Raw genomic sequence first — 22,165 nt, 5'->3', positions numbered from 1 at the left:
CATAGCAAATATCGGCGAGTAATTTAGCGCGGAATTAACCCAAATGATAATCATTATTATATTGGTTATCACTTCAAATTCTTGAGGGCGAAGCGATGGATACTGCCGTGAACGACATCAATCGAAAGGAAGTGCAGGAGTGCGAAGAGCAGCGATTTGCCGCTGATTTTTCTCCCGCGTCGGGCTTCTTCTTTACTTCTCCTTTCCGTAGTCTGACCACCACCGGTTGTTTCAGCCGCATTCGCCTGCCGGCCGCAGACGGCGCCGATCTGAACGGCGAGTTCCAGCGCAGCGTACGGCAGGCGTTTGCCGAGGCCCGCCAGGCCGGCATCAAAAAGCCGCTGCTGTGCGGCGCCATCCCGTTCGATACCCGGCAGCCTTCGGCGCTGTTTATTCCGCAGCAGAGCCGCTGGTTCGATCGCGCCGCCTTTATGGCCGGCGTTAGGCCGGCGGCGGATGGGCCGGAGCTGGCCGGGGTAACGGAACTGCCGCCACAGCAGCCGTTCATGAATATGGTCAGCGACGCCGTCGACGCGATGAAGGCCGGTGAGTTGGACAAAGTGGTCTTGTCGCGCCTGCTGGAGATCGACACGCGTCAGCCGGTGGATCGCCATGCGCTGATGGCGCGCGTGATTGCCCAAAACCCGCACGGTTTCCATTTCCATGTGCCGCTGGAGCAGGGCGCGCTGTTGGGCGCCAGCCCCGAGCTGCTGCTGCGCCAGGACGGCGGCCGTTTCTATTCCAATCCGCTGGCCGGTTCCGCCCGGCGCGAGGCCGACCCAGAGCGCGATCGCGAAGTGGGAGAGCGGCTGATGGCCTCGGCGAAAGATCGCCACGAGCATCGCATCGTCACCGAAAGCATGCGTGACGTGCTGGCCGGCCGCTGCCGCTACCTGAACGTGCCGCACACCCCTGAATTGTTGACCACCACCACGCTGTGGCATCTCTCCACGCCGATCGACGGCGAGGCGGCATCTCCCGACGAAAACGCCCTGTCGCTGGCCTGCCTGTTGCACCCGACGCCGGCGCTGTGCGGCATGCCGACGGCCCAGGCGCACGCCCTGATCGGCAAGCTGGAGCCGTTCGATCGCGGCCTGTTCGGCGGCATCGTCGGCTGGTGCGACGATGAAGGCAACGGCGAGTGGGTGGTCACCATCCGCTGTGGCACCGTTGACGGCAACCGGGTGCGGCTGTTCGCCGGCGCCGGCATCGTGGAAGACTCTTCACCCGAATCTGAATGGCATGAAACAGGCACCAAACTCAGCACCATTCTGCGTGCCTTTGGTATAAATCAAGGATAACGACAAGATGAGCATTGCCTTTACCCCCTGGCCGGCGGAGTTCGCCAGCCGCTATCGCGAGCGCGGCTACTGGATTGACAAACCGCTGACCGAGATCCTCGACCGCCAGGCCAACAACGACGCCCCGGCGATTATCGACGCCCAGGGCAGCCTGACCTACCGCGAGCTGCAGCAGCGTTCCGATCGTCTGGCAGCCGCTTTGCTGCGCCGCGGCGTAAAATCCGGCGACACCGCGCTGGTGCAGCTGGGCAACGTGGCGGAGTTCTATATCGTGTTCTTCGCGCTGCTGAAAATTGGCGTGGCGCCGGTCAATGCGCTGTTCAGCCATCAGCGCAGTGAGCTGAACGCCTATGCCGAGCAGATCAAACCGGCGCTGCTGATCGCCGATCGCCGGCACGCGCTGTTTGCCGACGATCAATTCCTGAACGCCTTCCGCGATGCGCATCCTTCGCTGCGCGTCGTGGCGCTGCGCAGCCAGGCCGAGGGCGAGCTGGCGCTGGCCGCCTGGCTGGACGAAGCGAGCGACGGTTTCGTCGCGCAGCCTTCCGCGGCCGATCGGGTGGCGTTCTTCCAGCTTTCCGGCGGCAGCACCGGTACGCCGAAGCTGATCCCGCGCACCCACAATGATTACTACTACAGCATTCGCCGCAGCGTGGAGATCTGCCGTTTCGACGCGCAGACCCGCTATCTGTGCGCGCTGCCGGTGGCGCACAACTACCCGATGAGTTCGCCGGGCGTGCTGGGCGTGTTTTATGGCGCCGGGCTGGTGGTGTTCGCCGCCGATCCGGACGCCGGGCAATGCTTCCGCCTGATCGAACAGCACCAAATCAACGTGACGGCGCTGGTGCCGCCGGCGGTCACGCTGTGGCTGCAGGCGATCGAAGAGTGGGGCGGCAATGCCCAGCTCGCCAGCCTGAAACTGCTGCAGGTGGGCGGCGCCAAGCTGGGCGAAACGCTGGCGGCACGCATTCAGAACGAAATCGGCTGCCAACTGCAGCAAGTGTTCGGCATGGCGGAAGGGCTGGTGAACTACACCCGGCTGGACGACGACGAACGCCACATTCTGGCGACGCAAGGGCGGCCGATGTCGCCGGACGACGAAGTGTGGGTGGCGGATGACGACGGCAATCCGTTACCGGCGGGCGAGGTTGGGCGGCTGATGACGCGCGGGCCTTACACCTTCCGCGGTTACTACCAGAGCCCGGCGCACAACGCCGATGCCTTTGACGCCGACGGTTTCTATTGCTCCGGCGATCTGATCAGCATCAGCGAAGACGGCTACATCACCGTGCAGGGGCGGCAGAAAGACCAGATCAACCGCGGCGGGGAGAAGATCGCCGCCGAGGAGATCGAGAACCTGCTGCTGCGTCATTCGGACGTGATCAACGCCGCACTGGTGTCGATGCCGGATGCGCTGATGGGGGAGAAGAGCTGCGCCTATATCATTGCCAACGCGCCGCTGAAGCCGGTAGTGCTGCGCCGTCACCTGCGCGAACAGGGCGTGGCGGACTTCAAACTGCCGGATCGCTTTATTCAGGTGGACAGCCTGCCGCTGACTCCGGTCGGCAAAGTGGACAAAAAACGGCTGCGCCAGCAGCTCGACGCGCAACTACAGACTCAGGCTCAGGGAGATTAATTGATGGCCATTCCAAAACTTAATGATTACGCGCTGCCGACGGCGGACGAACTGCCGCAAAATAAAGTCACCTGGCAGGTAGAACCGCAGCGCGCCGCGCTGCTGATCCACGATATGCAGCAGTATTTCCTCAACTTCTGGGGCGAGGACAGCGCGCTGATTAAACAGGTGGTGGAGAACATCGCCAACCTGCGTCGTTACTGCAAACAGCAGGGCATTCCGGTGTTCTATACCGCGCAGCCGAACCAGCAGAGCGATGAAGATCGCGCGCTATTGAACGACATGTGGGGGCCGGGTCTGAACAAACACCCCGAGCAGCAGGCGGTGACCGCCGCGCTGGCGCCGGACGAAGACGATACGGTGCTGGTGAAATGGCGCTACAGCGCCTTCCATCGCTCGCCGCTGCAGGAAATCCTGCAGGAGTCCGGCCGCGATCAGCTGATCATCTGCGGCGTGTATGCGCACATCGGCTGCCTGACCACCGCCATCGACGCCTTCATGCGCAACATCCAGCCGTTCATGGTGGCCGACGGTCTGGCGGACTTCTCGCGCGACGAACACCTGATGGCGCTGCGCTACACCGCCGGCCGCTGCGGCCGGGTGGTGACCACCGCGTCTCTGCTGCCGGCGGCCGGCATCGCCAGCATTGATGCGCTGCGTCAGCAGATCCTGCCGCTGCTGGACGAAGACAGCGAGGACATGGGCAACGATGAAAACCTGATCGATTACGGCCTGGATTCGGTGCGCATCATGGAACTGGCGACCCGCTGGCGCAAGATCCGCGGCGACATCGACTTTATCGCGCTGGCGCGCAACCCGACCATCGACAGCTGGTGGGCGCTGCTTTCCGAAGAGAAAGCCTGATTTTAATCACGAGCAGAGGGCGGCCGTTCGGCCACCCTGTTGGCTTTATAAGGAGATTTTGATGAATACTTTGATCACCAAGGGAAAACGTGCGGCATTTCCGCTGATGCTGCTGTCTACGCTGCTGTTCTCCAACACTTTGCAGGCGCAAACCGCGCCGGAAGTGCTGCGCAAGCCGGTCGGCAAAGGCGCCTATGAAATGGCCTACAGCCCGAGCGAGAACGCGCTCTACCTGGCCACCTCGCAGAGCCGCAAGCTGGACAAGGGCGGCATCGTTTACCGTCTGGATCCGACCACGCTGGACGTGACCCAAATTATCCATAACGACATCAAGCCGTTCGGCGCCGCCGTCAACGCCAAGACCGGCACGCTGTTCTTCGGTAACACCGTCAATAACTCGGTAACCGCGATCGACGCCAAGACCGGCGACGTGAAAGGCCGCCTGGTGCTGGACGCGCGCCAGCGTTCCGAGACCGTCAAGCCGCTGGCGCCGCGCGAACTGGTGGCGGATGCCGACAGCGATACCCTGTACATCACCGGGCTGGGGGATTCCAGCGTGGTTTGGGTGGTGGACGGCAAGGATCTGACCCTGCGCGCCACCGTGACCGACACCGGCAAATACGGCACTGGCCTGGCGCTGGACGCCGCCGCCAAACGCCTGTACGTCACCAACGCCGACGGCGAGCTGGTGACCATCGATACCCAGAGCAACAAGGTACTGTCGCGCAAGAAGCTGGATGAGTCTAAAGAGCACTTCTTCCTGAACATCAGCCTGGATACCGCCACTCACCGCGCCTTCATCACCGATTCCAAGCAGCCGCAGGTGCTGGTGGTGGATACCCGCAACGGCAACATCCTGAGCAAGATCGACGTGCCGGAATCGCTGGCGGTGCTGTTCAACCCGGCGCGCAATGAAGTTTACGTCACCCACCGCCAGGCGGGCGAAGTGAGCGTGATCGACGCCAAGAGCTACAAGGTGCTGAACACCATCAAGACGCCGACCCACCCGAACAGCCTGGCGCTGTCGCCGGATGGCCAGACGCTGTACGTCAGCGTCAAACAGGCTTCCAGCCGCGAGAAAGAAGCGACCGCGCCGGATGACGTGATCCGCGTCGCGCTGAAATAATCCTACGCTGGGTAAGCGCACACCGAACAGGCGAAGCGGCGACGCTCCGCCTGTTTTTTTTCGCCGTGCGATCTGCGGTATAAAGTGTGGATTGCCTTATTGACCCGAAGGAACGTTGGATATGCCCGTCTCACGCTCTCCGCTGTTGTTGTCCGTTATCACTCTGCTGCTGCTGGCCGCGCTGATCCACAGCGGCATCAGCCCTTACGATCGCACCACCTGGCTGATGGAGGTGGCGCCGGTCTTGATCGTTTTGCCGCTGCTGTGGCTGACCCATCGCCGTTACCCGCTGACGCCGCTGCTCTACACGCTGATTTTCTTCCACGCGCTGATCCTGATTTTCGGCGGCATGTACAGCTATGCCCGCGTGCCGCTGGGGTTTGAGGTGCAGCAGTGGCTGGGTCTTGGCCGTAACCCGTACGACAAACTGGGGCACTTCTTCCAGGGGTTGGTGCCGGCGCTGGCGGCGCGCGAAATCCTGCTGCGCGGTGGTTATGTACAGGGGCGCAAGATGCTGGGCTTCGTGGTGTGCTGCATCGCGCTCGCCATCAGTGCTCTGTATGAGCTGATCGAATGGTGGGCGGCGCTGGCGCTGGGCCAGGGCGCCGACGAGTTTCTCGGCACCCAGGGCGACCCGTGGGACACCCAGTCCGACATGTTCTGCGCGCTGCTCGGGGCGATATGCGGCTTGTTGCTGTTCGGGCGTTGGCAGGAGCGGCAAATCGTTCGCTTAGTTTGATAAATTTCAAACCGAATTAGCCCGCCGTTATGGCGGGTTTTTTTATATATATCGCAATGAACGTTGTCGCATCAAGCGAAGGCAGGGAGCCTTAGCTGCGCCCAAGGTTCCGCTATTCTCTATGATTTATTGTTCTTATTCTATTGTTTTATATGAATTTATATTTAATTCGTAAGAATTTTCTTATTATAATTGCTGTGCTAATATCATGTTGTTTGGTGGGGAATTGGCGTTGACATGGTTTGTAGCGCAGGGAATTATGAGATACATAATTAATAATAATATTAAATATCACGAAGATAGATCGGAATTGGTCTCGGTGAATGACGATATCCCGCCGATTACGCTGACGGCCACGCTGAACCGCCTGCTCTCCACATTAGTCAGAAACAACAATCTGGTGTTATCCAGAGAGACGTTGTTGACGCAGGTGTGGGAGGCTCATGGCCAGGTCGCTTCCGGTAACAACCTCAACAACACCATTTCAATTTTACGCAAGGCGTTCTCTTCGCTTGGCGAGGAGGAGATCATCGTCACCTTGCCGCGGCAAGGTTTTATGTTCACCGCCGCTACGATCAAAACCGCGGACAGCCAGGCGCCCGCAGAGGAGCCGGCCCCGGAGATGGGCCAGGAGGTGGGCGCCCCCCCTGAAGTAGGCTCCGTCGCTGTACGCAGCTATACGCGTTTCAAAGCCGCCGCACTGGCGGCTTTGCTGGTTCTGGCGTTGGGCAGCGGTATTTGGGCGTGGTGCGATGCAGGTTATCAGCCGATCAGCACGATCGACGGGGGGCGCATCGACAGCTGCAGCGTGCGCCTTATCACCACTTATCATAAGCCGGCAATCAACAAGGTCGATTTGGATCATCTGCGCGACATGCTGAAGCGGCGGCCGCAGATTCACTGCAACGAACCGGCGACGCTGCTCTACTACGACACGCAAACACTGGCGCCAAACGGTTCCGGGAGAACCCGAACGTCCTATTTCTATTACTGCCCAGAGTCGCAAATGGCGGATAACAAGGTGCAATGCGAGAGTTTCTATGAAAGCTGGGGCCTGTAAACGATGAAACGATATGGTTACGCGATTGCGGCGTTACTGGCTATGGGGTGCTGCGCCGTCGCCGGTTACTTTTTATTTTTCAGACCGCAAATCCCGGAGTGCCGGGCGGTTGAACATGTAACTGACAACATTGCCGGCCGCAGCATTGGACGCATTGTTCTGATAAATGTGGTTCCCGACGGCCCGCGGCGCATCAACATATTGTTGAACGGCAGAGCCTATGATGGCAAGGATCACTATGTTATCTCACGCACTCTGGTTATGGATTATCGGCGGCAGGGCAATAACTATACGCTGTGGGTGAAGGAAAATATCAAGAAACCGCATGACTCGATAAGGCTTGAGGATTTTAATCGGCGGTTACCGGTGGAAGGTATGCAAATACACTGGCGTATCGAGCAAATTGATAGCCGGCATTTCTTGTTTGCCGATAACCATGCGCCGTTATTTGTGTGTGCTACACCCTAAGATAAATCCCCTTGGCTAGGGCAAGGGGATCCTGAGAGTGAGATGGCCTGGTGAGGTAACATCTTGCAATGTCAATGCTATTCTTTGTCGATATAATTGTAGATACACGGGCTGCTTTTTTCTCGCGGGCAGAAGGTTAACAGCTCTTTGCCCTTCTGCGACGCTTCATCACGAATGTTATCATAGTAATACACGTCAGCTTTACTTCTACAATTAAAACCAGCGCGCTGGATAAATCGCTTGATTTCGGATAAGTGGCCGCTCCCCGAATTCATGCTGTATATTTGGCAGCGGTCGTAGTCGCCCAAAGGATACATGCTGATACGGGTGGCGTTTTGATAAAGCACGATAGCGGCAAACGGCACCAGGCAGGCTAAAAATGCCAGCAGAAGGCGCCTGAATGGGCTATTGACGCTATTATGCCGCGCTTCTTTCTTAGTCATCTTACTGACTTCAGTATCTCCTTCTGGATTGTTTTCCGGTTTTTTTACCTCCTCATTGTTATTTACTTCATGAATGATATCTGCGGTGAACTTAAACCCCTGACGCGGATAGGTAACAATAAGCGCCTCTTCGCCGAACTGCGCCAGCGATTTGCGCAACCCTGATACATAGTTATTCAGATTGTTGTTCGAGGCCTTAAGACCATGCTCAACCCAGACATCATTAAGCAACCTTTCACGCATTAATAACACATTATTGTTACGGATGAACAGTGATAACAGCCTGGCGCTGGGTCTAAGTAAGACTATTTTAGTCGCCGCATTATCAATATGCGACAATGTGTTCTCATCTTCATCATAGAGAACGTTGTTATTTATATGGAAAATCATTTTTTTAACCTGTCAACTTACCTGTCGAGAGATTATTCTGAGACCTGTGTGCTGTTTTTTCAATCCTTGGTATTAATGGTCAATAGGATTTTTCCATCTATCCATATAATTATATTAACCCGGGTCTAAGTGTATAAGTATTAAAAAATAAATAAGGTCATTTAATTTCTATTTTTTAGAATTTAAACCTATTTAATGTGTGTTTTTTATGTATAAATCCTGTGTTTTTGTCTTTTTGCGACATAACGTTTTATTTTTGATCTGGGCGGGGTAAATTTGTTGCCACTGATACGGAACGCTGAAAGGCAGGTATCAGCGAAAGAACCTGCGCTCGGAAATAAAGCGGCGCGTTAAACATCAAGAGTGAATTGTTGATCTAATTGACGTCAATGAGTACCTCTTTCTTACTAAGGAATGTAAGGGATTTAATATGAAACTGAATAAAATCATGATGGCAGCAGTATTGGCTTTCGGCGTAGCGTCTGTGGCTCACGCAGCAAAAGACCAGGGCCACGGCACCGTAACCTTTAAAGGCGCGATCATTGACGCGCCTTGCTCAATTACCCCGGAAACCGTAGACCAGACCGTTAACCTGGGCCAGGTTTCCAACGTGGCGCTGAAAAACGGTGGCCAGTCCACGCCGAAAAACTTCCAGATTAAGCTGGAAAACTGCGATCTGAACCCAGGCGATGTAAATGGCGTTGGCAAGAATAATGCTGTAGCTATCACCTTCACCGGCGCAGCTTCAGTAGAGGACGCTAAGCTGCTGGGCATTACTGGTACCGCTAAAGGCGCCGGCATTGCCATCACCGACGGTTCCGGCAAGGTGATCGAGCTGGGTAAAGCTTCTTCAGCGCAAGCGCTGGGCAATGGCAATAACACCCTGAGCTTCTCCGCTTACCTGCAGGGCAACAAGGCTTCTAACGCTGTTATCACCCCGGGCGATTTCCAGTCCGTGGCTGACTTCACCTTGGCTTACCAGTAAGTCCGGTTGTGCAGTGATAATGCAGCATGCGGGCTTGCCCGCATGCTTTTCCCGGGATTCGAGCGGTGGAATTTCTGTGAATAGGGAACATTCAATGAGTTATTTTCCTGCAAAATTAATGCTTCCTTGCCTATTGTCCTTAATGTTAATCGCGGATAACGTTCAGGCCGCTCGCCCCAGTCAAGGATGGGGACAGGTCAATATGCAAGGAGCCATTATCAATACCGCCTGCGCTATTGCCGCCGGCAGTCGGGAACAGCTAATCGATATGGATGTCACACCGGTTGCAGATATTATTCGCGACGGCAGCGGGGGCGCTCGTTACTTCTCCATTGAGCTAATTAACTGTGTTTTATCTCGGGCTGAGAGTAAATTGCCGGACTGGAGTGGTTTTCGGGTGACTTTTGACGGGGATGCCGACGGGGAGTTATTTGAGATGCATGGTGGGGCAAAAGGCATCGGATTGCAAATCGTCGATGCAGAAGGAAATATTGCCCACCCAGGAAACCCATTGCCCATTCGAGAAATATTGCCGGAAAGAATGCTGCTTAACTACCAAATGCGGCTGGTCGCTAATAATCAGCCACTGCAGGCAGGGGAGTATTATTCTGCGGTGCGTTTTAAAATGGACTATTACTGAGGCTGAGCTCTGCCGATAAATACTATTAAATAAACAGGGTCGTGGATATGTTTTTTTCTCCTGCATGGAAGCTGTTTCGTCCTCATGCGCTAAGTATCGGTATATTTCTGGCGTTGGCGCATTTAACGCCAAAGGCAGAAGCCGAGGATGGCATTCAGTTTAATACCGATATCTTGGACGTGAACGATAGAAAAAATATCGACCTGAGCCAGTTTTCACGCAGCGGCTATATCATGCCGGGCGCCTATGCCATGGTGATTCATCTTAATAACAATGAATTGCCGGAACAGAGCGTCAGTTTTTATCCGCCGGATGACGATGCTCAGGGCAGCCAGGCCTGTATTTCACCGGCGCTGGTGGAACAGCTGGGGCTGAAACCGGATGCATCAAAAGGACTGCGTTGGTGGCATCAGGACGAGTGTCTGGATATCGCCAGCCTGAAGGGCATGGAGGCGCGCGGCGATTTAGCCACGGCGGCGCTGTATTTGAGCATTCCGCAGGCCTATCTGGAATATTCCTCGCCTGACTGGGATCCGCCGTCGCGCTGGGATGAGGGCATTCCGGGTCTGCTGTTTGACTATAACGTTAACGGCCAGACTCAGCGCCAGGAGCGGAGTGGCGGGCAGAGCAACAGTCTGAGCGGCAACGGCACCGCCGGCGCCAACATCGGTGCCTGGCGATTGCGCGCTGACTGGCAGGGGCAGCTCAATCACCAAACCGGCAGCGGGCAGAGCACCGATCAGCGGCTGGACTGGAGCCGTTACTACGCCTATCGGGCCGTTTCTGCGCTGCGCTCGCGCCTGACGCTGGGTGAGGACTACCTCAACTCCGGCCTGTTCGACAGCTTCCGTTTCACCGGCGTTAGCCTGGTGTCTGACGACAACATGCTGCCGCCGAACCTGCGCGGCTATGCCCCGGAAGTGGTCGGGGTAGCGAAAACCAACGCCAAAGTCACCATCAGCCAGCAGGGGCGGGTGATTTATGAGACTCAGGTGGCGGCGGGGCCGTTCCGCATCCAGGATATCAGCGAGGCGGTCTCCGGTGAGCTGGACGTGCGGGTGGAGGAGCAAGACGGCAGCGTGCAGACGTTCAAGATGAACACCGCCAGCATTCCATACCTGACGCGCCCCGGTTCCTGGCGCTTCAAAATGGCGGCGGGCAAACCTTCGGACTGGCAGCACCGCAGCAATGGGCCGCTGTTCGGCACCGGCGAGTTTTCCTGGGGGGTGAGCAACGGTTGGTCGCTGTACGGCGGCGGCCTGTTCGGTGGCGACTACAACGCGGCTTCGCTGGGTATCGGCCGCGATCTGATGGCGCTGGGCGCGCTGTCGTTCGACGCCACTCAGTCGCGGGCGCGGTTGCCGCAGCAGGACGGCACGCTGAGCGGCGGTTCATACCGCCTGAGCTATTCGAAGACCTTCGACGAGACCGACAGCCAGGTGACCTTCGCCGGCTACCGCTTCTCGGAGCAGGACTTTATGAGCATGAGCGAGTATTTGGACGCGCGTTACTATGGCGGCCGGGTGGGCAACAACAAGGAGATGTACACCATCACCTTTAATCAGCAGTTCCGGGATATAGGCCTGAGCCTGTACCTGAACTATGACCACCAGACCTATTGGGATCGACCGGCCAATGATCGTTACAACCTGACGCTGTCGCGCTATTTCGATATCGGCCGCTTCCGCAACCTGAGTCTGTCGTTGACCGGGTACCGCAACAAGTACGAAAACACCAACGACGACGGCATGTACCTGTCGCTGTCGCTGCCGTGGGGCCAGGGAGCCAACCTGAGCTACAGCGCGACGGTAAACCGTCACGACAGCAGCCAGCGAGTGGGGTATTACGATCGGTTGGATGAGCATAGCAACTATCAGCTGAACGTCGGCAGCACCAGAAACGGCGCCAGCTTCAGCGGCTATTACAATCGTCAGGGTGATATGGCCCAGTTGAGCGCCAATGCCAGCTATCAGCAGGGCAGCTATACGGCGCTGGGCTTCAATGCCCAGGGCGGTGCAACCTTGACGATGGAGGGCGCAGCGTTGCACCGCATCGGCATGCCGGGCAGCACCCGGCTATTGCTGGATACCGGCGGCGTGGCCGGGGTGCCAGTGCGTGGTTACGGCAGCACCGTAGATACCAACCGCTGGGGCAAGGCGGTGGTGACGGACGTTAACAGCTATTACCGCAACAAGGCCAGCATCGATCTGAACAAGCTGGGGGATAACGCCGAGGCCACCAAATCGGTGGTGCAGGCCACCCTGACCGAAGGCGCAATCGGTTATCGCAAGTTTGATGTGCTCGCCGGGGAGAAGGCGATGGCGGTTATCCGGCTGGCGGACGGCAGCACGCCGCCGTTCGGCGCCACGGTGATGAACGCCAGCAAACAGGATACAGGGATTGTGAACGACGGCGGCAGCGTCTACCTGAGCGGCATCCGGCCAGGTGAAAGCATGACCGTGCACTGGAACGGCGCGGCGCAGTGCGCCATCAGCCTACCGCAAGCGTTGCCGGCTGACATGATGAGCAACCTGCTGCTGCCGTGCCGGGCGTTGCCGGCCAATGAGCCAGAGGCGTAATGAACGCGAACACCCTATTTGAATCTGTAAGAGTGATAAACGTATGAAAAAGAACTTTACCATGAGCAAACATCAATTGCTGACCGCCGCGCTGTTGGGCGCGCTGCTGGCGCCGCAGGCACAGGCCGCTATCGCGCTGGATCGCACCCGGGTGATCTTCGACGGCAGCGAAAAGTCTGTCAGCCTGAATATCAGCAACCAGAACAAGCAGTTGCCGTACCTGGCGCAGGGCTGGCTGGAGGACGAAAAGGGCAACAAGATCCAGAGCCCCCTGGCCGTGTTGCCGCCGGTGCAGCGCGTGGAGCCGGGCAAGCCGAGCCAGGTGAAGATTCAGGCGCTGCCGGCGACCAAACAGCTGCCGCAGGACAGGGAATCGCTCTACTACTTCAACCTGCGTGAGATCCCGCCGAAGAGCGACAAGCCGAATACGCTGCAGATTGCGCTGCAGACGCGCATCAAGCTGTTCTATCGCCCGGCGGCGATTGCACCGCAGCAGAATGCCGCGCCATGGCAAGAGCAGCTGACGCTGAGCAAGCAGGGCGACAAGTATGTGGTGAATAACCCGACGCCTTATTACGTCACTTTGGTGGACGCAGGGGCCAGGAAAGGCGTGGCTGGCGTGCAAGGTTTCGAGCCGTTGATGGTGCCGCCGAAGAGCAGTGCGCCGCTCGGCGTCAACGCCAGCGCGTTGGGTAACGGCCCGGTGTTGACCTATATCAACGACTACGGCGGTCGCCCGCAGCTGAGCTTTAACTGCAGCGGCAGCGCCTGCCAGGTCGTGCCGGAAAAGAGCAAGTCGTAACACCACCGGCTGCGGCGGGTCATCGGGAGGAATAAAGATGCAATGGATGAGCGAGAAACTGAGAAAACACCTGCCGGAGCGTCACGACTGTCGGTATTACGGCACCTTGGGCGGGCTGGCGCTGATGGTGCCCCTCACCCTCGGGGCGATGCTGTGGCTGATGCCGGCTGCGCAAGGGCAGGTGGCGGATAACTGGTACACCGACGGCGCCAATGGCGTGCTGCAGGTGCACGGCGCGCTGACGGAGAGCGCCTGTCGGCTGGAGATGGAAAGCGCGTGGCAGGTTATCAGCCTGGGGGAGATCGGCACCGGGCGCCTGCAGAATATTGGTGACCGCGGCGCGCCGGTAGCCTTTGAGTTACGGCTGAGAGACTGCCTGCGCAGCCCGGCCGGCAGCCGGGATTCACGCACCGGCGCCTTAACCTGGGCCAATGATCAACCGGCGGTAACGGTCACTTTCCGCGCCGGGCAGGATGCGGATAATCCGCAGCTGGTCAGGGCTCAGGGTGTTGCCGGGTTGGGATTGCGTCTTACCGACAGCCGTGGACAGGATGTGCGGCTGGGCAGCCGCGGGGAACCGCTGCTGCTGACGTCGGGGCAGAATACCTTGAGCTATAGCGTGGCGCCGGAACGCACGGCGGCCCGTCTGGCGGCCGGAGCCTATCGCGCCACGGTGGATTTTAGCCTGAGCTATGACTAAGGAGTTGAGAAGTATGGCGCACATATTCAACCCGGCCGGTAGTTGCAGCCTTTGGCGCAATGCGGCGATGTGTCTTCTCTGTGTGGGAATGTCACCATTGGCCAATGCGGCGACCACTGTAACGGTCAGCGTCACCGTACTGGAAACACCGTCTTGCGTGATTAACGACAATAAAACCATCGAAGTGGACTTCGGCGAGATCCTGACGGTCAAGGTGGATGGCAACAATTATAAGAAATCGGTTGATTATACGCTGAAATGTTCGGGCATTAAGTCCAATGCCATGCAGATGAAAATTCAAGGCGGTGCGACCGCGTTCGATGCTTCCGCGCTGCGGACTAATATCAGCGACTTCGGGGTGGCATTTCGTTCTGATGGGAAGCCATTGCCCATTAATAGCTGGCTGAAGTTCACCTACTCGGGTAGTCAGGCTCCGCCATTAGAGGCCGTTCCGGTAAAAAGAGCGAATGCGAAGCTGCCCGGCGGTGACTTTACTGCCGGCGCCACCCTGCTGCTAGCCTATCAATAGAGGAGAGGCAACGATGAAAAAGCTTGGCATAGTTTGCCTCATCCTATTGGGTATCACTGCTCGAGAGGGGATAGCAGTGGAAAACATGAGTTTCAAAGGGACGCTACGCGAGGATGTGCCCTGCGAGCTCAATGATGGGCAACCGATAAACGTGGATTTTGAAACGGTGGGCGTTAATAAAATCGATGGGGAGCGTTATAAGAAGTCATTTTCGGTGAAGGTAAGTTGCCCGGCGGGATTCGATGTTGCCTATAAGATTTACTATGTCGGTCAACCCAGTAGTTTTGATACGGCGGCGTTGGCCACTAATGTCAAGGGGTTGGGGATTAAGGCGCAGTGGCAAAAAAATGGCGCTTTTGTTGATCTTGGCGTCGGCGGTGCGATTAACGGTCTGGCTGATATGGATCTTAATTTCCAGGTGGTGCCTGTCCGGAAAGTGAATACGGAGCTGGTGCCGGGTGCGTTCAATGCTTCCGCATCGTTCCTGCTTAAATATGAGTGAGTTCGCCGCTGTTAACTGCGCGAGGGTAAATGACGGGAAAGAGAACAAGATGCTTGTGCCGGTGTGACTACGGTTGCCTGAAATTGATATCCTCGGTAGCGGACTCAGGCCTCATATGCTTAATAGATTCAGTGAACGAGGCTCAATATCATGGTTAACACGTTAACCAGATTAAATTTAGTGAGAAGTTTTTTTATATTACTGCTCTTATATACCTCAGGCGCTTGGGCGGGGTGGAGTGCTGATGTGCGGTATTCGCCCAGAGAAAAACAGTATTTTGCCAAGGTAACCTACTGGGATACTGGTGATGTCACGCCGAATCCACTGTATGGCTGTTCTTATTTATGTAATGTCACCTTTTTTGTAACAACCAATTGGACGGCGGGGTCTCCCATGAATGAAGTGAGCTTCCCAAGGATCACGACCAGCAAGACCATGGGGGAACTAGCGCAAAGCTTTGTCCAGTCAGCGCTCTTTAATAAGGAATTCTATAGTAAGCAAGGTTTTGGTGCCAAAGATGTATGTATCTTTTTTGGCTATTGGGGGAGATACCCCGGAGGGGCTTATGGCCCTGCTCGTTTTCCTGGGGGGATGCAATGTGTTCCGCCGGTGGTCGATCCCACCTATTGTGACCTGGCGGAAAAAGAGATTGAGCTGCGCCATGGCGTGCTGCGCGACGAGGAGGTTAATGGTCAGACTGTTAGCACCTCGCTGCATGTGACGTGCAGTTCCAAATATCCGGTGCGAATTATGTCGGCAGACAGAGTCGGCAGCGTTTACTTTAATGGTGGGAAACAGTTCCGGAGTGAACTGAAAATAGATGGCAAGGATTTAGGTGAAGGGAAAGTCTTTGAGGCAACGCCCCAAGGGGTAACGCTTACCTTAAGTTCCACGCTGATGGGATATGATGGCAGTATTGGGGTGTTTCAGGGATCTAAAACGATCATTGTTTCTTTACCTTAATCGGTATGGGTATTTCCAGCGTGACTTTCATAAAAAACAGCAGCACTAATATTTCTATAGTGGAGTTTAAAGGTGTTGCTTACCTTGCCACACAAGGCGCTGCTATAAATACGTTAGGTGTCCATAGGCTAGAATATTTTGGAGACCGATAGGTAACGAGATATCTCTCCCTCTGTGCCGTGTCGTCATCGCGGTACTGCGTGACGACCTGGTGAACAGATATATGTGGCGAAGCAACAGTGTACTTGTAAATCTGAGAATGGCATTTACGAGTAGTAATGTTTCCGATTTTTTAATTAATTGCCTGGCGAATCGGACAAATATGTGGCTGGTGGTGGGCATCTGTGACGGAGGGTATCACTCCGTCTTGATTATGCACATCGCAGATATAAGCGTTTTTATACGATATCAACCAGGAGAAAGGGATGAAAAAGACAGCGTTAGCGATGGCATTGCTGTGTATGAGCCATACCGGTTGGGGGGCCCCGCCTACGGTGGCTGTTAACTACCGTGGTGAACTGGTGGCGGAGCCCTGTGTGATTCCCCCTGGAGAGGAAAATATCGAACTGGATTTTGGCACGGTGATTGATAAATATCTCTATCTCAATCAGCGTACGGCGGGGAAAGAGTTTTCCCTACAACTGACGGAATGCGATCTCAGCCTTGGTGAAACGGTAAGCGTTTCCTTCAGCGGTACGGAAAGCGTTGCGTTGCCGGGGTTGCTGGCTATCAGTAGCGGTGGTGCGAGCGGCATCGCCATTGGCCTGGAGAATGTTTCAGGTGAGCTATTACCCTTGAATCAGCCTTCGGGGAAACTGCGACTGCAGGAAGGAAACAATAGAATTACGCTTAAAGCTTATGTGCGTGGTGAACCTGAGGCTATTAATAGTAAGAGTATCGGACGAGGGCAATTTACCGCAATTTCAACGTTATCCTTAAACTATGATTAATTGAGCGCTTAGGCTCTTTAATTCTATATGTGATAGATTTGTTCTTTATTGCATAATTAATTTCTTGTCACGACTTCAGGGTATTTTTGTTAAAAAGATGAAGTGGGAATTAGCAACGATATGCATGTCTGTATAATGAACGGTCGTGGCGGAGACTTTCTCTAGACTGACGACATTGGACTTTACTGAAGGCTTATTAACAAGTTACAGATAATCGTGGTTGAGGGCGTATAATGAATAATGGACTAAAGGATTTTATTTTTAAAATCTTATTTTCGTTGTCACTGACTGTATCTTTGCCAGCGTATTCATCTCCCTGGGAGATAGAGACGGAGGTGTTTCCGGGGAATATTTATGAAATTAGAGCCAGGATAACGTCATGGGATACTGGCAATATGACCAGTAACCCACTGTATCACTGTCCAGGTGGCGATGCTTGTGAGCTCTATATCCTATATTCTGATATTTTTGGAATAAGAAACCCTGACGAGGCTATATGGTTAGATGCGCAAGCAAGAGAAAAGAAAACGTTGGGTGAGTTGGGCGAGTATCTGATACAACAAGGTTTATTTAATAGAACAATTACCGGCAGAACTGCTGGTGGAGGGGGGACAATATGTTTCTTCCTTGGCTATCTTAACACTGGTGGGGGCTCTCTATATTTGCGCTTACCTGGCGGCCCAAATTTTTGCAAGCACCCGATTACCCCTACTTACTGTGATTTTTATCTGCCGAATATTGAGTTGAGGCACGGCGTACTCAGCCCGGAAAAGACCAACGGGAATATGGCCAAAGCTACGTTGAATATGCAGTGCAGCTCTGATTTGCAGGTGCGCATCGTGTCGGCAGATAATTCCGGCAGTATTTTTTTCAATGGAGTTGGCGGTTTTCGCAGCGACTTGCAGGTGGACGGCGTAAATATAGGCAACGGGAAGGTGGTGACGGCTACACCGACGGGGATTTCACTGAGCTTGACCTCCACGTTGGCTGGTTATGAAGGTAGTACGGGAACATTTCAGGGTTCAAAAACCATCATAATTGCTTTGCCATAGCTCATGTCTCTCTTATTGATATGAAAGTAAACTAAATAATTGGTTAATAAAAGTAAGTTTGATAAAGACTGATGAGGGTATTGTTAATTCTAACGAACTTTTTCAGGGGGGGGTAATAAGTTATAACCTCCAAGATAATTTTTCCACAGGATAGAGAGAGGTGATAATGATGAGTAATATTAACATTGTCATTGACGACGAGAACCGTTATTTTGCCGAGGGCCTGCGGCTCAGTATTGAAAAATATGCGAAGAGAAATAATAGAACCATCTGCTTTTTAGCCCCGGGCGCTGCGGAACAGCCTGATATGGTGCTTGCCTCCTCCCGGCGGCGCGCCCAGCGCTGGCGCAGAACGAGCCAAGGCGGCGCTCCGCAGGTCGTCACCGTTAAAGAACGGCCTATTTCAGCTGTGAAAGATGCTGTGCGCGTGCTTTACCGCACGGATGATCAGATCAAGCTGTTTGAGTTGCTGAATGAGGCATTGTCTGGTTCTGACTCTGTTCTTGTCAAACCTCAGCGCCTGACCCAGCGCGAATGGCAGGTGGTGAACTATCTCCGCAGCGGGGTCGATCAATCGCAAACCGCCAGGCTGTTAGGCGTCAGCGTAAAAACCGTGCACAGTCATAAACGATCGGTTATGAGCAAGTTGATGTTAAGCCGCAATCATGAGTTTATTTATTGGCTGTTGTCCCAGGAGGGAGAATATTCTTAACCTTGATGAGGGATACTCTAATTCTTCTTTTTTGTTATTCTGACATCTCATGTTATTTTCAATTTTAATGAGATGGCTATGTGCTTTTAACATACTAATGGCGTGAATGTTAAACTTTAAAAGATAGTTCACAAGCACGTCGCACAGGTTGTGAAAAAATACGGTAGATTTATTAATGGCTATTTATCGATGAGCAGGGGTTAGCCCTGCTTTTTTTGGCTCATAACGCGCTATGGCTTATGAGTTATGAAAAACTATTTATCAAGTGAATATTATATTTGTGTGGTGCCGAGATGTACCCAGGGATGGTAAATTGGATCTTTTTTATCTGGCGATTTTTTTGTTTTTTCTGAGTTTATATGTGTTTTTCAAACACGACCAGCGCATGAAGAAAAGGCGATTGGCGATAGGTGAAAGAGGGCGTTAGCCGCAACAGGAAACCGGTACAGGGTCTGCCGCACAGGGAAATAAATACAAACGGGTAATTCAATAAACAAGGAGAAGGACATGATGAGAAAAAAAATTGCATTGCTGGGTTGCACAATGCTGATGTGTTCGCAGCTGGCTCAGGCCAAGCTGGTGATCGACGGTGGTCTTAATGGCAATATCGGCAGCGGCAACGGTGCTTCAGTTGACGTGAGCATTAACGGCAGCACTAACGGCAACAACGGCACCGGTGTAAACGTTGGCGGTTCGCAAAAGCCGGATTCTAGCGCCAGCCAACTGCAAAAAGACATTTACGCGTCAATTTGCGCCAGCCCGTTTATGAAGAAATACGCTTCGATTTGCCAATAAGGAGTGTATGTAGTCAAGCCCGCCACGACTATGGCGGGCTTTTTCTTCGTTTTGCCCGCCATAGGTATCTCAATCTTGCCGTTCAGGCTTGATGTAGGCAATGCCTTGTTCGTCATACAGGGTGTAAATCATCCGCAACAGTGTCTTGATATCTTCAGATTCATCCAACTGCCGGATGCTCATGATGATCGGGGAAACCAGGCGCTGTTCGTTCAATGCGTTGTAGACCACGTCCGGGCGCTTCAGGCTGTGCAGGCAGTGGGGAACCAACGCGATGCCTTCACCTGCGGCGACCAGCCCCAATGCGACCTGCAGTTCCCGCACCTCCATGATTTTTCTGGGGACTAACGCACGATCGCGAAAGGTCGCCAGCACCTGATCGGCAAAGCTTGGGCGCGGCGTTTGCGGGTAAACGATCAGCGTTTCCGCCTGTAGGGCGCGCAGCGTTAATCCCTCCGAACGCGCCAGCGGGTGATCGGCCGCTAAGGCCGCCATCAGAGGCTCTTCTCGCAGGATAATGCGGCGTATATGCATGTCTTCATGGCGAATGCGGCCGAATCCTACATCAATTTTCCCTTCCTTGAGCGCTCGAATCTGTTCCAGAGTGGTCATTTCATGCAGGCTCAGACCCACTTCGGGGTGAGCGGTGCGGAAACGGCGAATCAGCTGCGGCAGGATGTCATAGAGCGTTGAGGCGACAAAACCGAGCGATAGCGGGCGCTCTACTTGCCCCACGCGCTGGGTCATGGTCTTCAATTCGAGACTTTGCGCCAGGAATTGCAGTGCGTGCCCATAGAGAAAGCGACCGGCTGCGGTCAGCACCAGCGGACGCGAGCCGCGTTTAAACAGCCTCACCCCCAGGCTCGCCTCCAACTGCTGAATTTGCCGGCTGAGCGGCGGTTGGCTGATATGCAGCCGCTCAGCCGCCCGGCTGAAATTCTGCTCTTCCGCGACGGCGATAAAATAGCGTAAATGACGCAGCTCCACGATTATGCCTTTAAGGTATCAATACGATGCAAAATGGGTGTTAGACGAGTGCGCCCATGAGCGATATCGTCGCGGATGAAAATAAAATATGTATTGTCCACTCATCATAGGTAGTTTTTAATATTTATTAAAGAATAAGTTTTTTAGCTGAATTCAATTCGTCTATATAAGTGAAATACATAAGCTCAACCTGTTATTGGTTGTTTGCTCTGATATTTATGGTTGGTGCTGATTTCATTTTCAGGAGGGCATATGTCTCAGGCTAATATTTGTGTCGTGGATATCAATCCAATAATAGATAATGCAAAACTGAATAATATGCACCGACTCACGGTGTTATGGTGCGCTTTTATTATTGTTTTTGACGGTTTCGATCTTGCTGTACTGGGTGTGGTCCTGCCTGAGCTCATGGTGAACTGGGGCATCACTGCGGCTCAGGCGGGCCTGCTGGGCAGTTATACCTTAGTAGGCATGATGCTCGGCGCGATTTTATTGGGTCCGCTCTCAGATAAAATAGGAAGGAAGAAAACCATTAGTTTGTGTATTATCACCTTTAGCTTATTTACTTTTCTTTGCGGCTTTAGCGTTAATGCCGGCCAATTCGGCTGGTGTCGTTTTATCGCCGGCATGGGGCTGGGAGGCGTTATGCCCAGCGTTACGGCCCTCACCAGCGAATATTCACCTAAAAGTAAGCGGAGCCTGATGGTTGGGCTGATGTTTAGTGGTTATTCCATCGGCGGCATGCTCGCGGCGCTGTCAGGCATTTATTTGATCCCGGTCGCGGGGTGGCAATCTATATTTTATATTGCCGCTTTGCCACTCATTGTTTTGCCGTGGATGTTAAACCACCTGCCCGAATCGGCGGCATTTCTAGTGAAAACCGAACAGCATGACCGTTTAAAACGCCTTTTGGAAAAGATTGCGCCAGACTATATCCATCAACCCGGTACGAAGTTTATCAGCTCTTCCTCGGCAGGTATAAAAGCGGGAAAGGCGACCCTGAAGGATCTGTTCGCTGAACGCAGAGGCTTAAGTACGTTGATGTTCTGGCTGGTTTTCTTCATGTCGCTGTTTGTCATCTACGGCATGACCTCCTGGTTGCCTAAGTTGATGTTGCAGGCTGGCTATCCATTAGGCTCCAGCCTGTCGTTCCTGTTTGCGCTGCATCTGGGCACCATTGTCGGGGCGTTGAGCAGTTGCTGGCTGATGGACCGAATGAATGGAAGACGTATTCTTATTGGGTATTTTTTGCTGGGTGCCGCCACTTTAGTGTTGTTGGGTACTCAGACGCCGGTGTACATCCTGTATTCGCTGCTGATTATTGCAGGTGCAAGCACTATTGGTACGCAAATCGCGATGAGTTCCTATGTCGCCCGTTTCTATCCTGGAACCATGACTTCAACGGGTCTTGGGTGGGGGTTAGGTATTGGTCGCATTGGCGCGATTCTGGGGCCCTTCATGGGCGGTGTATTGATTGATAGTGAATTGACGCTGCAGCAAAACTTTATGGCTTTCGCGCTGCCGTCGCTGCTGGCAGCGGTCTGCCTGCTTTTCGTTAATCCGCGCCTGGCGGCATCCTGAAAAAGCCATGGGAGGGATGGAGAGTTCTGTCTCTGAAAAGCAAAAACCCAGCCATAGGCTGGGTTCTCTAAATAGGGTGCCCGGACTCGGACAACCGGCGCTGGCGCCGCGTTGAACAGTGCTTCAGCGCTGGCCCGCAGGGTGAGGCCTTTGGCCGAATAATCGAACGCAGTTCGATGGAGAGTCCGTATCCCAGAAAGCGAAAAACCCAGCCATAGGCTGGGTTCTCTAAATATGGTGCCCGGACTCGGACAACCGGCGCTGGCGCCGCGTTGAACAGCGCTTCAGCGCTGGCCCGCAGGGTGAGGCCTCTGGCCGAATAATCGAACGCAGTTCGATGGAGAGTCCGTACCCCAGAAAG

The 22,165-nt window shown here is 54.4% G+C and carries 22 protein-coding genes; 20 read left to right on the top strand and 2 right to left on the bottom strand.

What is annotated here, in order from left to right; translation table 11 throughout:
- The first annotated feature begins 95 nt into the window (after nt 1-95).
- The 7 genes from MMS95_RS12515 (at nt 96) to MMS95_RS12485 (ending at nt 7,194) form a co-directional block, all read left to right on the top strand.
- The gene (locus MMS95_RS12515; protein ID WP_176326589.1) at nt 96-1,301 is read left to right on the top strand and encodes an isochorismate synthase; all 1,206 of its coding nucleotides are present in this window, start codon (nt 96-98) and stop codon (nt 1,299-1,301) included.
- Nucleotides 1,302-1,308: 7 nt separating this feature from the next.
- Nucleotides 1,309-2,937: a (2,3-dihydroxybenzoyl)adenylate synthase gene (locus MMS95_RS12510; protein ID WP_076740803.1), complete on the top strand. Its 1,629-nt coding sequence runs from the start codon at nt 1,309-1,311 to the stop codon at nt 2,935-2,937.
- Nucleotides 2,938-2,940: 3 nt separating this feature from the next.
- Nucleotides 2,941-3,801 (top strand): isochorismatase, encoded by an 861-nt coding sequence (locus MMS95_RS12505; protein ID WP_004930014.1) that lies wholly within the window; start codon nt 2,941-2,943, stop codon nt 3,799-3,801.
- Between the two features lie 61 nt (nt 3,802-3,862).
- Nucleotides 3,863-4,927 (top strand): YncE family protein, encoded by a 1,065-nt coding sequence (locus MMS95_RS12500; RefSeq protein ID WP_015376349.1) that lies wholly within the window; start codon nt 3,863-3,865, stop codon nt 4,925-4,927.
- A gap of 121 nt (nt 4,928-5,048) precedes the next feature.
- Nucleotides 5,049-5,666 (top strand): DUF2238 domain-containing protein, encoded by a 618-nt coding sequence (locus MMS95_RS12495; RefSeq protein WP_156866174.1) that lies wholly within the window; start codon nt 5,049-5,051, stop codon nt 5,664-5,666.
- Nucleotides 5,667-5,985: 319 nt separating this feature from the next.
- Nucleotides 5,986-6,726 carry a helix-turn-helix domain-containing protein gene (locus MMS95_RS12490; RefSeq protein ID WP_242141744.1) on the top strand — a complete coding sequence of 247 codons (741 nt, stop codon included), beginning with the start codon at nt 5,986-5,988 and terminating at the stop codon, nt 6,724-6,726.
- Between the two features lie 3 nt (nt 6,727-6,729).
- Entirely contained in the window at nt 6,730-7,194 is a 465-nt protein-coding gene (locus tag MMS95_RS12485) for a hypothetical protein (protein WP_033631555.1), read from the top strand.
- 77 nt (nt 7,195-7,271) lie between these two features.
- Here MMS95_RS12485 and MMS95_RS12480 read toward each other — a convergent pair whose 3' ends face one another.
- Nucleotides 7,272-8,027 (bottom strand): winged helix-turn-helix domain-containing protein, encoded by a 756-nt coding sequence (locus MMS95_RS12480; RefSeq protein WP_156866173.1) that lies wholly within the window; start codon nt 8,025-8,027, stop codon nt 7,272-7,274.
- A 430-nt stretch (nt 8,028-8,457) separates the two neighbouring features.
- On the opposite strand from MMS95_RS12480, the gene MMS95_RS12475 reads away from it, so the two are divergent.
- The 12 genes from MMS95_RS12475 to MMS95_RS12420 all read left to right on the top strand — a co-directional run bounded on the left by MMS95_RS12475 (nt 8,458) and on the right by MMS95_RS12420 (nt 19,236).
- Nucleotides 8,458-9,012: a fimbrial protein gene (locus tag MMS95_RS12475; RefSeq protein ID WP_156866172.1), complete on the top strand. Its 555-nt coding sequence runs from the start codon at nt 8,458-8,460 to the stop codon at nt 9,010-9,012.
- 94 nt (nt 9,013-9,106) lie between these two features.
- Complete coding sequence (locus MMS95_RS12470; protein ID WP_033631559.1) at nt 9,107-9,652, top strand: fimbrial protein; 546 nt, start codon at nt 9,107-9,109, stop codon at nt 9,650-9,652.
- A gap of 47 nt (nt 9,653-9,699) precedes the next feature.
- Nucleotides 9,700-12,231, top strand: a complete 2,532-nt coding sequence (locus tag MMS95_RS12465; protein WP_156866170.1) for an outer membrane usher protein — start codon at nt 9,700-9,702, stop codon at nt 12,229-12,231.
- 43 nt (nt 12,232-12,274) lie between these two features.
- A complete protein-coding gene (locus tag MMS95_RS12460) occupies nt 12,275-13,033 on the top strand; it encodes a fimbria/pilus periplasmic chaperone (RefSeq protein ID WP_103086361.1) in 759 nt (252 codons plus the stop codon).
- Nucleotides 13,034-13,070: 37 nt separating this feature from the next.
- Nucleotides 13,071-13,733 carry a fimbrial protein gene (locus tag MMS95_RS12455; RefSeq protein ID WP_103086362.1) on the top strand — a complete coding sequence of 221 codons (663 nt, stop codon included), beginning with the start codon at nt 13,071-13,073 and terminating at the stop codon, nt 13,731-13,733.
- A 13-nt stretch (nt 13,734-13,746) separates the two neighbouring features.
- Nucleotides 13,747-14,262 (top strand): fimbrial protein, encoded by a 516-nt coding sequence (locus tag MMS95_RS12450; RefSeq protein WP_050501218.1) that lies wholly within the window; start codon nt 13,747-13,749, stop codon nt 14,260-14,262.
- Between the two features lie 13 nt (nt 14,263-14,275).
- Nucleotides 14,276-14,764 carry a fimbrial protein gene (locus MMS95_RS12445; protein WP_103086363.1) on the top strand — a complete coding sequence of 163 codons (489 nt, stop codon included), beginning with the start codon at nt 14,276-14,278 and terminating at the stop codon, nt 14,762-14,764.
- Between the two features lie 150 nt (nt 14,765-14,914).
- Nucleotides 14,915-15,727 carry a hypothetical protein gene (locus tag MMS95_RS12440; protein WP_242141743.1) on the top strand — a complete coding sequence of 271 codons (813 nt, stop codon included), beginning with the start codon at nt 14,915-14,917 and terminating at the stop codon, nt 15,725-15,727.
- A 461-nt stretch (nt 15,728-16,188) separates the two neighbouring features.
- Nucleotides 16,189-16,677 (top strand): fimbrial protein, encoded by a 489-nt coding sequence (locus MMS95_RS12435; protein WP_232733427.1) that lies wholly within the window; start codon nt 16,189-16,191, stop codon nt 16,675-16,677.
- A gap of 233 nt (nt 16,678-16,910) precedes the next feature.
- On the top strand, nt 16,911-17,729 hold the full coding sequence (locus MMS95_RS12430; protein WP_134954212.1) for a PapG chaperone-binding domain-containing protein: 819 nt from the start codon (nt 16,911-16,913) through the stop codon (nt 17,727-17,729).
- A 166-nt stretch (nt 17,730-17,895) separates the two neighbouring features.
- Entirely contained in the window at nt 17,896-18,441 is a 546-nt protein-coding gene (locus tag MMS95_RS12425; protein WP_232733420.1) for a helix-turn-helix transcriptional regulator, read from the top strand.
- 507 nt (nt 18,442-18,948) lie between these two features.
- Nucleotides 18,949-19,236 carry a hypothetical protein gene (locus tag MMS95_RS12420; RefSeq protein ID WP_103086367.1) on the top strand — a complete coding sequence of 96 codons (288 nt, stop codon included), beginning with the start codon at nt 18,949-18,951 and terminating at the stop codon, nt 19,234-19,236.
- A gap of 69 nt (nt 19,237-19,305) precedes the next feature.
- On the opposite strand, the gene MMS95_RS12415 is transcribed toward MMS95_RS12420, so the two are convergent.
- A complete protein-coding gene (locus tag MMS95_RS12415) occupies nt 19,306-20,223 on the bottom strand; it encodes a LysR family transcriptional regulator (protein ID WP_103086368.1) in 918 nt (305 codons plus the stop codon).
- 252 nt (nt 20,224-20,475) lie between these two features.
- Here MMS95_RS12415 and MMS95_RS12410 point away from each other — a divergent pair, with 252 nt between their 5' ends.
- On the top strand, nt 20,476-21,804 hold the full coding sequence (locus tag MMS95_RS12410; RefSeq protein WP_103086369.1) for an MFS transporter: 1,329 nt from the start codon (nt 20,476-20,478) through the stop codon (nt 21,802-21,804).
- The last annotated feature ends 361 nt before the right edge of the window (nt 21,805-22,165 follow it).

This window comes from Serratia sp. PGPR-27 (genome assembly GCF_022678525.1).
GTDB lineage: Bacteria > Pseudomonadota > Gammaproteobacteria > Enterobacterales > Enterobacteriaceae > Serratia > Serratia nematodiphila.
Note: the sequence above shows the minus strand (reverse complement) of the source record. Positions and strands in the feature narration are given on the sequence as shown.

Bases quoted from the DNA above. Each gene is read 5' to 3' on its own strand.
- MMS95_RS12515 (WP_176326589.1), top strand. From the start codon at position 96: ATGGATACTGCCGTGAACGACATCAATCGAAAGGAAGTGCAGGAGTGC.
- MMS95_RS12510 (WP_076740803.1), top strand. From the start codon at position 1,309: ATGAGCATTGCCTTTACCCCCTGGCCGGCGGAGTTCGCCAGCCGCTAT.
- MMS95_RS12505 (WP_004930014.1), top strand. From the start codon at position 2,941: ATGGCCATTCCAAAACTTAATGATTACGCGCTGCCGACGGCGGACGAA.
- MMS95_RS12500 (WP_015376349.1), top strand. From the start codon at position 3,863: ATGAATACTTTGATCACCAAGGGAAAACGTGCGGCATTTCCGCTGATG.
- MMS95_RS12495 (WP_156866174.1), top strand. From the start codon at position 5,049: ATGCCCGTCTCACGCTCTCCGCTGTTGTTGTCCGTTATCACTCTGCTG.
- MMS95_RS12485 (WP_033631555.1), top strand. From the start codon at position 6,730: ATGAAACGATATGGTTACGCGATTGCGGCGTTACTGGCTATGGGGTGC.
- MMS95_RS12480 (WP_156866173.1), bottom strand. From the start codon at position 8,027: ATGATTTTCCATATAAATAACAACGTTCTCTATGATGAAGATGAGAAC.
- MMS95_RS12475 (WP_156866172.1), top strand. From the start codon at position 8,458: ATGAAACTGAATAAAATCATGATGGCAGCAGTATTGGCTTTCGGCGTA.
- MMS95_RS12470 (WP_033631559.1), top strand. From the start codon at position 9,107: ATGAGTTATTTTCCTGCAAAATTAATGCTTCCTTGCCTATTGTCCTTA.
- MMS95_RS12465 (WP_156866170.1), top strand. From the start codon at position 9,700: ATGTTTTTTTCTCCTGCATGGAAGCTGTTTCGTCCTCATGCGCTAAGT.
- MMS95_RS12460 (WP_103086361.1), top strand. From the start codon at position 12,275: ATGAAAAAGAACTTTACCATGAGCAAACATCAATTGCTGACCGCCGCG.
- MMS95_RS12455 (WP_103086362.1), top strand. From the start codon at position 13,071: ATGCAATGGATGAGCGAGAAACTGAGAAAACACCTGCCGGAGCGTCAC.
- MMS95_RS12450 (WP_050501218.1), top strand. From the start codon at position 13,747: ATGGCGCACATATTCAACCCGGCCGGTAGTTGCAGCCTTTGGCGCAAT.
- MMS95_RS12445 (WP_103086363.1), top strand. From the start codon at position 14,276: ATGAAAAAGCTTGGCATAGTTTGCCTCATCCTATTGGGTATCACTGCT.
- MMS95_RS12440 (WP_242141743.1), top strand. From the start codon at position 14,915: ATGGTTAACACGTTAACCAGATTAAATTTAGTGAGAAGTTTTTTTATA.
- MMS95_RS12435 (WP_232733427.1), top strand. From the start codon at position 16,189: ATGAGCCATACCGGTTGGGGGGCCCCGCCTACGGTGGCTGTTAACTAC.
- MMS95_RS12430 (WP_134954212.1), top strand. From the start codon at position 16,911: ATGAATAATGGACTAAAGGATTTTATTTTTAAAATCTTATTTTCGTTG.
- MMS95_RS12425 (WP_232733420.1), top strand. From the start codon at position 17,896: ATGATGAGTAATATTAACATTGTCATTGACGACGAGAACCGTTATTTT.
- MMS95_RS12420 (WP_103086367.1), top strand. From the start codon at position 18,949: ATGATGAGAAAAAAAATTGCATTGCTGGGTTGCACAATGCTGATGTGT.
- MMS95_RS12410 (WP_103086369.1), top strand. From the start codon at position 20,476: ATGTCTCAGGCTAATATTTGTGTCGTGGATATCAATCCAATAATAGAT.